This window comes from Cryocola sp. 340MFSha3.1 (assembly GCF_000383315.1).
Taxonomy (GTDB): Bacteria; Actinomycetota; Actinomycetes; order Actinomycetales; family Microbacteriaceae; genus Leifsonia.
The window spans coordinates 1,282,653-1,295,848 of sequence record NZ_KB911087.1 but is presented as its reverse complement, the minus strand read 5'-3'; the positions used below and the strand labels follow the sequence as shown (position 1 = coordinate 1,295,848).

Genomic DNA, 13,196 nt, shown 5'->3' with positions numbered 1-13,196 from the left:
GAGCAGTCACCGCATGAAGTTCACCGATGGTTTCTGGATGCTGCGCGACGGCGTCACGCCCGTCTACGCCCAGGAGGCGTACGACGTGGTCGCCGGCGACGGCAGCATCACGATCACCGCGCCCGCCAAGGTCATCGAGCGCAGGGGGGACACCCTGAACCGCCCGACGCTGACCGTCACGCTCACTTCGCCGCTGCCCGGCGTGGTCGGCGTCCGCGTCGACCACTGGCAGGGCACGCAGCCGGAGCGCGGCTTCGACCTCAACGTCGAGGAGGGGCACGCGCACGTGTCCGTCGACGACGAGGCGGGCGTGCTCACGAGCGGCGGCCTCACGGCGACGGTGAAGCGCGGGGCGCCGTGGTCGCTGACCTTCTCGGCGGGTGACCGCGTGCTCACCTCGAGCGGACACAAGTCGCTCGGCTACATGACCGTCGCCGGCGAGGGGACGTTCGTCCACGAGCAGCTGGCGCTCGGCGTCGGCGAGCTGGTCTACGGCCTGGGGGAGCGCTTCGGACCGCTGGTGAAGAACGGCCAGGTGGTCGACATCTGGAACGCCGACGGCGGCACGTCCAGCGAACAGGCGTACAAGAACGTCCCGTTCTATCTGACCAACCGCGGCTACGGCGTGCTCGTCAATCACCCCGGCCACGTCTCGTACGAGATCGGGTCGGAGTCGGTGGAGCGCGTCCAGTTCTCGGTGCCGGGCGAGAGCCTGGAGTACTACCTCGTGTACGGCCCGACTCCGAAGGAGATCCTGGAGCGGTACACCGCACTGACGGGTCGGCCGGCGTCGGTTCCTGCCTGGTCGTACGGCCTGTGGCTCTCCACCAGCTTCACCACCGACTACGACGAGGCGACCGTCACCTCCTTCATCGACGGCATGGCCGAGCGCGACCTGCCCCTGTCGGTGTTCCACTTCGACTGCTTCTGGATGCGCGAGTTCAACTGGTGCGACTTCGAGTGGGACCCGCGCACGTTCCCGGACCCGGAGGGGATGCTCGCGCGCCTGCACGACAAAGACCTCCGGGTCTGCGTGTGGCTCAATCCCTACATCGGGCAGCGCTCGCCGTTGTTCGCGGAGGCCGCCGAGGCGGGCTTCCTGGTGAAGCGCCCCAACGGCGACGTCTGGCAGTGGGATCTCTGGCAAGCCGGGATGGGCCTCGTCGACTTCACGAACCCGGATGCGACCCGCTGGTACCAGGACAAGCTGCGGGGTCTGGTCGCCCAGGGCGTCGACTGCTTCAAGACCGACTTCGGGGAGCGCATCCCGCTCGAGGTGGACTACTTCGACGGCTCGTCGCCGGAGCGCATGCACAACCTCTACACGCAGCTCTACAACGAGGCCGTGTTCGAGGTGCTGCAGGAGGCGAAGGGCGTCGGCGAGGCCGTGCTGTTCGCGCGATCGGCGACCGCAGGAGGCCAGCAGCTGCCCGTCCACTGGGGCGGGGACAACACCTCCAGCTACGAGTCCATGGCCGAGACCCTGCGCGGCGGCCTCTCGCTGGCGTTCAGCGGCTTCGGCTTCTGGAGCCACGACATCGGCGGCTTCGAGGGCACCCCCGACCCGGGCGTCTTCAAGCGCTGGACCGCGTTCGGGCTGCTGTCGAGCCACTCGCGCCTGCACGGCAGCGACTCGTACCGGGTGCCGTGGGCGTTCGACGAGGAAGCCGTCGAGGTCACGCGTCTGTTCACGAAGCTGAAGCTGCGGTTGATGCCGTATCTGTTCGCGGCGGGCCAGGAGGCGCACGTCGCGGGGACGCCGGTCATGCGGCCGATGCAGCTCGAGTTCCCGGGCGACCCGGCCGTCGACTACCTCGACCGCCAGTACATGCTCGGAGCCGACCTCCTGGTCGCGCCCGTGTTCTCGCCGTCCGAGGTCGAGTTCTACCTGCCCGACGGCACGTGGACCGAGTACTTCTCGGGCCGGACGGTGGAGGGCGGACGCTGGCTGCGCGAGACCCACGGCTTCGACAGCATCCCGCTGTTCGTGCGTGAAGGGGCCGTCCTGCCGCTCGGCGCCCGCGACGACCGCCCGGACTACGACTACCGCACCGACCTCACGCTCGCCGTCTACCCCGGGCCGGACGGAGTGCGCACGGTGGTCGTCACGACGCCCGATGGCGAGGTCGCCGAGTACACGGTGACCCGCCGCGGTGAGGCGCTGACGGCGACCGGGCCGAGCGGGCATCCTTTCACGCTGCGGGATGCGGTCACCGGCCGCACCGCGGCCTCGGAGTCGGGGACGGCGACCCTCGACTGAGCCGGCGCATCCAGCCCGGCGGACCGGCGACGTGGGCGCGCGCCTGGCGCCCACGTCACCGGAGGCCGCGCCCGACGGTACAGTTACGCGGAGTATGAACGGCAGGGCGACGGGGACGAACCTCGACACGGTGCGGCGGCACAATCTCGCGACCGTGCTCGGGCTCGTCCACCGCGAGGGTCCGCTGGCCCGCTCGGCGCTCACGCAGGCGACCGGACTCAACCGCTCGACCGTCGGCGCCCTGGTCGCCGAGCTGGCGGAGCTGGGCCTCGTGCAGGAGCGCGAGCCCGCACTCAGCAACCGGGTCGGGCGGCCGTCTCCCGTCGTCGCGCCGGACGGGCGCGTCGTCGCGCTGGCCATCAACCCCGAGATCGACGCGGTGACCGTCGGCGTCGTCGGTCTGGACGCGACCGTGCACCGGCGAGTGCGGTACCCGACCGGGCACATCCCGTCGGCCCCGGAGGCAGTGGCCATCGCCGCAGCGGTCGTCGACGGACTGCGCGCGGACCTCGCGAAGGCCTCGCGCGTGGTCGGGATCGGCGTGGCCGTCCCCGGGCTCGTTCGGGAGGAGGACGGCGTCGTGCGGCTCGCTCCCCACCTCGAATGGGCCGAGGAGCCGTTCGCCGCCGAACTCGCCGCGGCCACCGGGTACCCCGTGCTCGCCGCCAACGACGCGAGCCTCGGCGCCGACGCCGAGCGGCTGTTCGGCGCAGGACGCGGTGCGAGCGACCTGGTGTACCTCAACGGCGGCGCGTCGGGCATCGGCGCCGGGGTGATCGTCAGCGGAGCGCCCCTCACGGGGATCAGCGGGTACGCGGGTGAGCTGGGGCATACGCTCGTCAACTCGGCGGGCGTCCGCTGCCACTGCGGCGCCGTCGGCTGCCTCGAGACCGAGGTGAGCCAGAGTGCGCTGCTGCACGTGCTCGGGATGGATGCGGCCGACCCCGAGGAGCTCGACCGGGCGCTGTCGGCGGCGATCGCGGCGGGCGATCCGGCCGTGACCGCGGAGGTCGACCGCCAGGTCGGGTTCCTCGCGACGGCGCTGCGCAACGCCACCAACGTCTTCGACCCGCAGCTGATCGTGCTGGGCGGATTCCTCGGCGCGCTCCACGCGCTGGATCCCGAGCGGCTGCCGCGCCTCGTGGGGGAGCAGGCCCTCGCAGCCAGCGCCGAGCGGCTCTCGATCGTCCGTGCGGGGCTGGGCTCCGACATCCTCATGATCGGTGCGGCCGAGCTGGCCTTCCGCCCGCTCCTGGCCGCGCCCGCATCCTGACCGCATTCCACCCGCATCCGCCCGCATCCCCTCGCGTCCCCTCTGTGCGCCTCCGTGGTGCTCGAGATTTGGCGCAAATCCACGTTCTGACGCCGCGATAACCGAGATTTGGCGCAAATCCACGCTCCCGAGGCGCTCTAGGGGCGGACATTCGTGCCGAATGTGCGCTTTGGCGCCGCCATAACGCACATTCGGCACGAATCTCGGCGAAGGGAAAGCCTATGCGCACGTTCACATTCGGGGGCTGTACGGTATAGGATTCCTTGTAGTCGATCAATCGAATCGATTCGAACCACCATCCCGACAGCACCGCTTCCGCGCGGTGCTGTTGTCATTGCGTCCGACGGCGGGCGCGGCCTCATCCACCTCGACCTGCCAAGGACCCTTTCGTGACCACCGTCGTGCATCCCGGAGACTCGCTCTCCGGCCGCCAGCGCCTCGCCTACATCCTGATCCTCGGCGCGCTCACCGCACTGGGCCCGTTCACGATCGACACGTACCTGCCCGCGCTGCCGACGCTGCAGAACGACTTCAACGTCTCCACCGCGGCGATCCAGCTGACCCTCACCGCCACGACCATCGGCTTCGGCGTCGGCCAGCTGCTCGTGGGCCCGTGGTCTGACAAGATCGGCCGGCGCACGCCGCTCATGGTCGCGACCGGGGTGCACATCATCGCGTGTCTGGCGGCCGCGATCGCTCCGAACGTCGAGCTGCTCGGCGTCGCGCGTGCCCTGCAGGGCATCGGCGCCGCGGCCGGTGGTGTCGTCGCGATGGCCATGGTCCGCGACCTCTTCGGCGGACGTCCGCTGGTGCGGATGCTGAGCCGACTCGCCCTCGTCAACGGCCTCGCCCCCGTGCTCGCGCCCGTGCTCGGCTCCTGGTTGCTCCTCGTGATGCCGTGGCGCGGAATCTTCGTCGTGCTCGCCTGCTACGGCCTGTTCGTGGTCATCTGCGTCGCCCTGTGGATCGTGGAGACGCTCCCCAAGGCGCGACGCCACGACGCCGGGCACTCGACGGTCGGCCAGCGGTACAAGGCCGTCCTCAGCGACCGGGTGTTCGTAGGCATCGCCATCGTCGGCGCCGCCAACTTCACCGGCCTGTTCTCGTACCTCTCGTCGAGCTCGTTCATCTTCCAGGAGATCTACCGGTTCAACGCGCAGGAGTACGGCCTGCTGTTCGCGATCAACTCGATCGGAATCATCATCGGCGTGCAGTCGGCCGCACGCCTCACCAAGTACGTCGGTCCGCAGTGGATCCTGGCGTGCTCCACCATCGTCATGTTCCTGGCGTCCGTGACCATCGTGGTGCTCGACCAGTCGCACGTCGGACTGTGGGGAACGGTCATCCCGCTGTGGTTCTTCATCGCGGCGTGCGGTTTCGGATTCCCGTGCGTCCAGGTGCTCGCGCTCAACGGCCACGGTCACGAGGCGGGGACCGCGGCGAGCCTGCTCGGTGCGCTCAACTTCGGCATCGCCGGCATCGTGTCGCCGGTCGTCGGCATCCTCGGCGTCGGCAGCGCCGCCCCGATGGGCGCTGTCATGGCCATCTGCGCGCTCGTCTCGATCGCCTCGCTGTGGATCGTCGTGCGGCCGCGCACCGTCCCGCAACTCGCGCACTAGCCGCCAAGCCCCTACCGCCCACCGTCGAGTACGCGAAAACTGCACGCGCGCGCGGCGATTCGTGTGCAGTTTTCGCGTACTCGACGGTGGGGCGGACTGTGGGCGCGGGTACGTTTGGGCGCATGACAGAACCGCATCCCGCTCCGCCGCCGCCCGAGGATGCCGAAGGCCACGACGTCGTCAAGGCGGCGCGGGTCACGCGGAGGTGGCCGGTCGTGGCGGCGTCGGTGGCCGTCGTCCTCGTCGTCGGTCTCGGCCTCATCATCGCGCTCCGTCCGCGGGAGCCGTTCGCGATCGACGCCGAGTGGATGGGCGAGATCGTCGAGCATCGCTCCCCGCTCTGGCTCGGACCGGCGCTCTTCTTCAACTACGTCGGCGGCAGCATCCTCGGTTCGGTCGTGATCCCTGTCCTGATCTTCCTGCTGCTGCTCGCGTTCCGGAGGCCCTGGGGCGCCACCTTCTTCGCGATCGCCAGCGTGCTGTCGGTCGTGTGCGTCCAGCTGATCAAGCACACGGTCGGACGAGCCCGCCCGACGGAGATCCTCGTGAACGCCGACACCGGTTCATTCCCGTCCGGGCATACGGCGAATGCGGCAACGATGGTGGTCGTGCTCGGCATCCTGTTCCCGAGGGTGTGGGTGTGGATCCTCGGCGTGGTGTGGGCAGTTCTCATGGCGGTCAGTCGCACGTACCTCGGCGCGCACTGGATCAGCGACACGATCGGCGGGCTGCTGCTCGGCGCCGGGGTCGCCGTGATCGTGTGGGCGCCGCTCGCGCACCGTCTCGCGAGGGAGGCGGCGGAGCCGCATCCATTCTGGCTCGCACGCCGTCACGCGCCAGTAGAGTGAGCCGCATGAGCGACGCGGACGCGCTGGCGAAGGCGCAGGCGGAAGCACTGGCGGCGGCCGAGGAGGCCGAGCGGTTGCAGGCGGAGGCGGCCGAGGCCGTCCGGAGGGCGCAGGAGGCGTCGGCCGCGGCGGAGGCCCAGGCCGCATCCCTGCGGGAGGCCGCTTCGACCGCGGCGGCCGCGGCGACCGCTGCAGCGGCAACGCCCGCGGCTCCCGAAGCCGGCACCCCGCCGACCACCCCGCCGCCCCCGACCTCCGGCCCGCTGGACGCCGCAGAAATCGAGACCATCCGGGCCGGCTACGCGTTCGAAGGCGATGTGCTGGAGTTCGGCGCCCTCGTCAACGGCGATCCGCTGCCGGACGTACCGATCCGCATCCCGATCGCCATGACCAACCGTCACGGCCTCGTCGCCGGAGCGACCGGCACCGGCAAGACCAAGACGCTCCAGGTGCTCGCCGAGCAGCTCTCGGCGGCGGGCGTCCCGGTGTTCGCGGCCGACATCAAGGGCGACCTCTCCGGCATCGCGGCACCAGGCGAGGCGAACGACAAACTGCTCGAACGAACCCGCGGCATCGGCCAGGACTGGGCACCGCACGCGGCGACGACCGAATTCTTCTCGCTCGGCGGCGTCGGCCGCGGGGTGCCGGTCCGGGCGACCGTCGCCGGTTTCGGACCTCTGCTGCTGTCGAAGGTTCTCGGCCTGAACGCGACGCAAGAGTCGAGCCTCGGGCTGGTCTTCCACTACGCGGAGCAGGCAGGGCTGCCGCTTCTCGATCTCGCCGATCTGCGTGCCGTGCTGACGTACCTTGCGAGCGACGACGGCAAGGAGGAGCTGTCGGGGCTGGGCGGGCTGTCCGGTTCGACCGTCGGCGTCATCCTGCGCGAGCTGGTCGCCTTCGCCGACCAGGGCGCCGACGCCTTCTTCGGCGAGCCGGAGATCGACACGGCCGAGTTCCTCCGCACGGCTCCCGACGGCACGGGCGTCGTGAGCCTGCTGGAGGTGCCCGGCGTCCAGGACAAGCCGGCCGTCTTCTCCACCTTCCTCATGTGGCTGCTCGCCGATCTGTTCAACGACCTGCCCGAGGTCGGCGACCTCGACAAGCCGAAGCTGGTGTTCTTCTTCGACGAGGCGCACCTGCTGTTCCGGGATGCGTCGAAGGACTTCCTGGCGGCGATCACGCAGACGGTCCGCCTCATCCGCTCGAAGGGCGTCGGCATCTTCTTCGTCACCCAGACGCCGAAGGATGTGCCCTCGGAGGTGCTCGCGCAGCTGGGCTCGCGCGTCCAGCACCAGCTGCGGGCGTTCACACCGGACGACGCCAAGGCGCTGAAGGCCACGGTGTCGACGTATCCGACCTCCGGCTACGACCTCGGCCAGGTGCTGCAGTCGCTCGGCACCGGTGAGGCCGTCATCACGGTGATGAACGAGAAGGGCGCGCCGACGCCGGTCGCCTGGACCCGCCTCCGCGCACCGCAGGGCTCCATGTCGCCGGCATCGGAGCAGCAGGTGGATGCGACGATCGCCGCCTCCCCGCTGCAGGCGAGATACGGCACCCCGCTCGACCGCGACTCCGCCCGCGAGATGCTCGGCCGGAAGCTCGACGCCGCCGCGGCCGCCGCAGCGAAAGCGGAGGCCGAGGAGGCCGCGGCCAAGGCGGCCGCCGAGGCGCAGAAGGCGGCCGAAGCGCAGGCCAAGGCCGACGCGAAGGCGCGCGAGGCCGCCGAGCGCGCAGCGCAGAAGGAGTATGACCGCATCCTGCGCCAGACCTCGCCGCGCAGCACGACGCGGCGCGCCTCATCCGGCTCGTCGAAGACCGTCTTGGAGCAGGTGCTCGGCTCGAAGGCGACCCGCGACATCCTGGGCAGCGTGGTGGAGGGCATCTTCGGCACCCGCCGCCGTCGCTGAGCCGCGGCCGGAACGTGGAGCCGGGTCAAAGCCCGAGGAGCGTCCGTGCCCGCTGCGCCACACCGGCCGCCGAGGCGTGCGCGGCGCCGTCCTGCTCCGCCCAGACCGTGGACAGCGCGCCCCAGGCCAGCGCCCAGCGCAGCACCCTGTCCTCGCTCTGGCCGGTCTCCGCGGCGATCACCGCGACCGCGCGCTCCAGGCGACCCGGCGCGAGCGCCGTCGCGGGGTCGGGGTTGCAGAGGATGTTGGCCGCGTCGAAACCGGGGTCGCCGTGCAGCGGCTTCGGATCGATGGCCAGCCACCCGCGCGGCCCGAAGTCGAGCACGTTGCCGTGGTGCAGGTCGCCGTGCAGCACGACGTCCCCATCGGGATGCCGCAACAGCCCCTCGGCGACCCGCGCGGCGACGACGAACAGATCGTCGCCGGCCGCATCCCCTCTTTGCAGGAGATCGCGGAACCAACGACGGAGGTCGAAGAGGCCGTCCGGGCGCGGCCCGGTCCCCGCAGCATGCAGCCGACGGCCGGCCCGGCAGAGGATGCGCGTCGCCTCGTCGTCGCCTGCGGCGCCCGAGCGCGAGAGCTGCCCGAGGTCGCGGGCCCCGGTCGCACGCTCGAGGAGCACAGCATCCGCGTCGGCCTCGATGACGGCCGCGGCTCCGTCGCCGCTCCACCAGGCGATCACGGTTCCGCCCGCCCGTTCCTCCTCAGCGGTCGCGACTTTGAGGAAGAGGGGCTCCCCACGGTGCCGGACGAGCTGCAGAACGCTCGACGGCGTCGTGAAGGCCTCTCCGTCGGGGTCGAGCTGCCACCGCTCACGCCACGGCGCCAGCGCGGCGTCGAGGTCGGTCACTCCTGCCCCTCGGCTGCGGTGTAGGCGCCGGGCGTCGAGCCGATGACCGACTTGAACTCCCGGCTGAAGTGCGCCTGGTCGGCGTAGCCCAGCTCCGCGGCGAGGTCCGCGAGCGGGGGAGGGGTGCTCGATCGCAGGGCGGCGGCCGCCTCCTGCAACCGGTACCGCTGGATGAGCCACTTGGGTCCGAAACCGATGTGCCCGGCGACCAGGCGCTGCAGGTGCCGGACGCCGAGCCCGAAGCGGTCGGCGAGCTGCTCCACCCGCAGGAGGGTGCGGTCCTGCTCCACTGCCGCGACGATGCGGTCGACCAGGCGGGCGTCGTCATCCGGTTCGGGGATGCCGCCCAGCCACTCCTCGAACGCGGCGATCGCGCTCGCATCGTCGCCGTCGGCCATGCGCTCTCGGACGGCGGCGACCATCCCCGCCGCGCCCTGCCCGATCGGCAGCCGGTCGAGCGGGACGGAAGGCGGCAGGCCGCGCAGGGAGGTGCCGGCCCACCCTCGCGACACACCGGGATGAAGGAGCACGCCGAGCGCCCACCCCGAGCCCTCCAAGGTGCGGGAGCTCATCCCGCGGTGCGCCCGGTACAGCGCGGCGGACCGCTCCTCCACAACGAGGTTCGCCGTCGGGTACTCGAGCACGTCCTGTCGAATGCTCGTCCCGTCCGGGAGCTGCCAGCGGGGGAGCCAGTAGTGCCGCACGAACGCGGCCGCCCGGCCCTCGGCCGCGTGCCGCGCGATGGATACCGGGGCGGCCGGGGCGATCCGGCTGGGCGTGAGCAGACCCTTGCTGCGCGGCTCGACCTCGGTGCGCGGCGTCACGCTGTCATCCTGCCACGCCCGCTGGGTGCGGGGCGGGCGTCGACTCCGGCGGGGAGCCGTCGGCGGCTCAGCGACCGACCGGGATGCGCTCGAACCAGTAGAGCAGGCGTGGCCACGCGCGGCGCAACTGCCCGTGCGTCATGGGCTCCTCGGGCCGGGTGACGGGCACATCCAGCTCCTCCGCGATGCGCTCCATGTCGTCCGCGGACCAGAACTGACCGCGCATACGGATGAGAAGCCGCCCCTCGGGGGACGCCACGAAGAGCTGGGGGAGGACGTCGAGGGTGCTGCGCTCGTAGACCTGCACCAGGATCACAGCGCCCGCCTCGCCGTGGCCGACGCGTACCGTCCGCCCGAAGAATCCGCGCTCGCGCACGCCGTCCGGCCCGTAGGTGATGGTCGTGTTGAGGAACGATGCGACGCCGACGACTGTCGCCGCGATCACGACGAGGTGCGCGATGAGCACGAAGACCCAGGCCCCGGACGGGATGGTCAGCCAGTAGAGGACGGCGAACACCGGTGTGGTGAGCGCCAGCACCGCGACGATGCCCCGGGTGAACAGGTGCCGGTGCGGGCGGAGGACGGTCTCACGGGTCGCTGCCACATCCGTCCCCACCTCGGCTGGTTCACTCACCAGACGAGCCTCGCCCAAAGCGCAAGGGCTCGGTAGCGGCATTTTGGGGGACACCCATTCGTGGGACGGACGGCTCCCGTCGCCGCCCGGATCAGCCGGCGGCGGTGCGCACGAGCTCGCGGATGCGCTGCTCCTCCTCCGGTCCGAGGTCCAGGATGGCGAACGCCGTCGCCCACATGGGCCCGTCGTCCAGCTTCGCCGGGTCGTTGAAGCCGAGCGTGGAGTAGCGGGTCTTGAACTTCGACGCCGGCTGGAAGAAGCAGAACGTCTTGCCCCCGATGGCGTAGGCCGGCTGCCCGTACCAGAGCTTCGGCCAGACGTCCGGCACCGTCTCGGTGACGATCGAGTGGATGCGCTCGGCGAGAGATCGGTCGTGCTCCGGGAGCTCGGCGATCTTGGCGAGCAGGTCGCGGGTGTCGTCCTCGCGCGTGGTCTTGCCCTTGCGCGCGGTCTTCACCTCTTTCGACCGCTCCTTCATGGCGGCGCGCTCCTCGTCGGTGAAGGCGGGAGCCGTGGATGAGGTCTCGGTTGTCTTGGTCATAGTCCGACCGTAGAACGGGCGGGGTGCTGTGCGCTTCTCCGAAACTGCTCACCTGACCGCTATGCGGTCGCCGCGGACTTCCGCCCATCGGTCCGGGCGGTGCCCCGCTTGCGGACCTCGCGCAGCACGATCTGCTCGGGGCAGACCGTCGACAGGAAGTCGCCGACCGAGAGCGCCAGCCGTTCGCCCGCCAGCGAGTACAGGATGCGGTTCGCATCCCGTCGTTCGGTGACGAGGCCCGCCTGGCGGAGCACGCTGAGGTGCCGGGAGATGGTCGGCCCGGTCGCGTTGAAGCGGGCGGCGATCTCGCCGGCCGCGAGCTCCCCGTCTTTCAGGTCCTGCAGGATCTGCCGCCGGGTCGGGTGGGCCAGCGCGGCGAAGATGTCGCTCGCTGAGTCTGTCATGTTTGCACTATAGCATCATTGCTATATACAGTTTAGCTACATTGCTAATAAGCGAAGGAGTGAAGGATGCGAACAGCCATCACCGGAGGGACCGGCTTCATCGGCCGCCATCTCGCCGAGCGTCTCGGCGATGAGGCCGTCGTGGTCTCGCGCCGCACCGGGGTCCACATCGACGACGTGGATGCGCTCGCGGCGGCCTTCGCGGGCTGCGACACGGTCGCGCACTGCGCCGGGATCAACCGTGAGATCGGCGACCAGACGTTCCAGCGCATCCACATCGACGGCACCCGAGCCGTGATCGAGGCGGCACGGCGAGCGGGTGTGCGCCGCATCGTGATGGTCAGCTTCCTGCGGGCACGGCCCGACTGCGGTTCCGGCTACCACGAGTCGAAGTGGGCGGCGGAGGAGCTGATCCGGGCCTCAGGCATCGACCACACCATCCTGAAGCTCAGCATGGTCTACGGCCCCGGCGATCACATGGTGGATCACGTCACCCGCGCGGTCCGGACCCTCCCGGCCTTCGCGACGGTGGGGTTCCGCGAGCGGACCGTGCGCCCGGTCCCGGTCGATGACGCCGTCGACGTGCTGGTGGCGGCGCTGCAGGGCCGGGTCGCGGAGCCGACTGTCGCCGTGATGGGTGCAGAGGAGTTCACGCTCGGCGAGGCGGTGCGCCGCATCGCGCGGGTGGCCGGCCGTCGTCCGATCTTCTTCCCGGCGCCGGTCTGGACGATCCGCGCGCTGGCGCAGCTGACCGAGTGGACGATGGTGGTCCCGCTGGTGGCGAAGGCGCAGGCCCGGATGCTTGCAGAGGGCGTCGCGGAGTCCGCACCGCACGCTCCGGAGCTGCCGGCCGACCTGCGGCCGTCGCGTCCGTTCAGCGACGACAGCATCCGCGCCGCGATGCCCGAGGGTCGCTTCTCGCTCGACGACCTGCGGATCGTGCGTCGCCTTGGGCTCAGGCAGGCAGCGGCCCGGCGCGTCCGGCCGGCGGGCGCCTCCCGTCGCTGACCGACCCGCCGGCGCCCGGCCGGATTGTGTATTGACGCGGGTGGAGGGCCGGGTCCACCCTTGAGGCGAGCGGCGGGGGAATGGCTCGCGTCGCGGGGAGATCACGTGCCGTGCCCGGGGCACGACGCGTCTGCAGGAAGCCGTCATGCCTGAGCCGACGCGGAGACTCGCTGTGGTCGGGGGACTGGGAGTGTTGCCCTCCGTCCGGCTGTCGCTGCCGTCGCGCCGCTTGCTCGCCTTCCTCGCGGTCGCCGGCTCGGAGGCCTCCCGGGGTGTCGTCGCCGGCCGGTTGTGGGCGGACATCCCCGAGACACAGGCGCGGGCGAACCTCCGGCGCGCGATCTGGCAGTCGCCGGGAGGATGGGTGGTCGCCGACGGCGACGAGCTGCGTCTGGATGCCGAAGTCGACCTGACCCGGCTGCACGAGGTGGCGTGCGCCGCGATCGAGGGCGCCCCGCTGACGATGGACGAGATCGACCTGCTGTCGCGCGACCTGCTTCCTGGGTGGCATGAGGAGTGGGCGATCCCCGCGCAGGAGGCCTTCCACCTGCTGCGCGTTCAGGCCCTCGAGGCGGCGTGCGTGACCATGACCCAGCAGCGGATGCACGCACTCGCCACGCAGGCGGGCACGGCGGCGCTCGCGGCCGATCCGCTGCGGGAGTCCGCCGCCTACGCGCTGATCCTGGCGCATCTGCAGGAGGGCAACCGTCACGCGGCTGCCGTGCGGTTCCGGGCGTTCGCCCGCACCCTCGAGGAGGAGCTGGGCGTCGCGCCCGATCCGCGGCTTGCCCGCGCGGTCAACTCCGCCGTGGCGGTCCGCTCGCTCTGAGCCCGACCCGGCTGCGTGCAGGCGGCTGCCTGCGCGACGCTCCGACGACGCCGGAGTCACGTCGGCCGGACGCACCGCGGACGCGGCAGGCAGCGGCTACCGACGCCCGCATCCCTCCGGCGCGACGGCCGGCGCACGGAAGTCGGTCGCTCGCGGCCACGGCGGAGGACGGGTCGTCTGGTGCAGTGGGACCACGGGG

The 13,196-nt window shown here is 71.2% G+C and carries 12 protein-coding genes; 7 read left to right on the top strand and 5 right to left on the bottom strand.

Going from position 1 to position 13,196, the window contains the following annotated elements:
• Positions 1-13 precede the first annotated feature (13 nt).
• From yicI to H284_RS0106130, 5 genes are all read left to right on the top strand, one after another.
• The gene (gene yicI, locus H284_RS0106150) at positions 14-2,260 is read left to right on the top strand and encodes an alpha-xylosidase (protein ID WP_020075540.1); all 2,247 of its coding nucleotides are present in this window, start codon (positions 14-16) and stop codon (positions 2,258-2,260) included.
• A 94-nt stretch (positions 2,261-2,354) separates the two neighbouring features.
• A complete protein-coding gene (locus H284_RS0106145; RefSeq protein ID WP_020075539.1) occupies positions 2,355-3,533 on the top strand; it encodes an ROK family transcriptional regulator in 1,179 nt (392 codons plus the stop codon).
• A gap of 389 nt (positions 3,534-3,922) precedes the next feature.
• A complete protein-coding gene (locus H284_RS0106140) occupies positions 3,923-5,152 on the top strand; it encodes a multidrug effflux MFS transporter (RefSeq protein WP_018189894.1) in 1,230 nt (409 codons plus the stop codon).
• Positions 5,153-5,274: 122 nt separating this feature from the next.
• Positions 5,275-6,000, top strand: coding sequence for a phosphatase PAP2 family protein (locus H284_RS0106135; protein WP_020075538.1), 726 nt, complete (start codon positions 5,275-5,277; stop codon positions 5,998-6,000).
• A gap of 5 nt (positions 6,001-6,005) precedes the next feature.
• Positions 6,006-7,907 (top strand): helicase HerA-like domain-containing protein, encoded by a 1,902-nt coding sequence (locus H284_RS0106130; protein WP_020075537.1) that lies wholly within the window; start codon positions 6,006-6,008, stop codon positions 7,905-7,907.
• A gap of 25 nt (positions 7,908-7,932) precedes the next feature.
• On the opposite strand, the gene H284_RS0106125 is transcribed toward H284_RS0106130, so the two are convergent.
• The 5 genes from H284_RS0106125 to H284_RS0106105 form a co-directional block, all read right to left on the bottom strand.
• Positions 7,933-8,757 carry an aminoglycoside phosphotransferase family protein gene (locus H284_RS0106125; RefSeq protein ID WP_020075536.1) on the bottom strand — a complete coding sequence of 275 codons (825 nt, stop codon included), beginning with the start codon at positions 8,755-8,757 and terminating at the stop codon, positions 7,933-7,935.
• Entirely contained in the window at positions 8,754-9,581 is an 828-nt protein-coding gene (locus H284_RS0106120; protein ID WP_020075535.1) for a helix-turn-helix domain-containing protein, read from the bottom strand. Before H284_RS0106120 ends, H284_RS0106125 begins: the two co-directional genes overlap by 4 nt.
• Before the next feature lie 67 nt (positions 9,582-9,648).
• A complete protein-coding gene (locus H284_RS0106115; protein ID WP_231371091.1) occupies positions 9,649-10,215 on the bottom strand; it encodes a hypothetical protein in 567 nt (188 codons plus the stop codon).
• Positions 10,216-10,306: 91 nt separating this feature from the next.
• On the bottom strand, positions 10,307-10,756 hold the full coding sequence (locus H284_RS0106110) for an iron chaperone (protein WP_018189900.1): 450 nt from the start codon (positions 10,754-10,756) through the stop codon (positions 10,307-10,309).
• A gap of 59 nt (positions 10,757-10,815) precedes the next feature.
• Positions 10,816-11,160: a metalloregulator ArsR/SmtB family transcription factor gene (locus tag H284_RS0106105; protein WP_018189901.1), complete on the bottom strand. Its 345-nt coding sequence runs from the start codon at positions 11,158-11,160 to the stop codon at positions 10,816-10,818.
• A 66-nt stretch (positions 11,161-11,226) separates the two neighbouring features.
• Here H284_RS0106105 and H284_RS20500 point away from each other — a divergent pair, with 66 nt between their 5' ends.
• Both H284_RS20500 and H284_RS0106095 read left to right on the top strand, forming a co-directional pair.
• Positions 11,227-12,168, top strand: coding sequence for an NAD-dependent epimerase/dehydratase family protein (locus tag H284_RS20500; protein WP_020075533.1), 942 nt, complete (start codon positions 11,227-11,229; stop codon positions 12,166-12,168).
• 145 nt (positions 12,169-12,313) lie between these two features.
• Positions 12,314-12,997 carry an AfsR/SARP family transcriptional regulator gene (locus H284_RS0106095; RefSeq protein ID WP_081630375.1) on the top strand — a complete coding sequence of 228 codons (684 nt, stop codon included), beginning with the start codon at positions 12,314-12,316 and terminating at the stop codon, positions 12,995-12,997.
• The last annotated feature ends 199 nt before the right edge of the window (positions 12,998-13,196 follow it).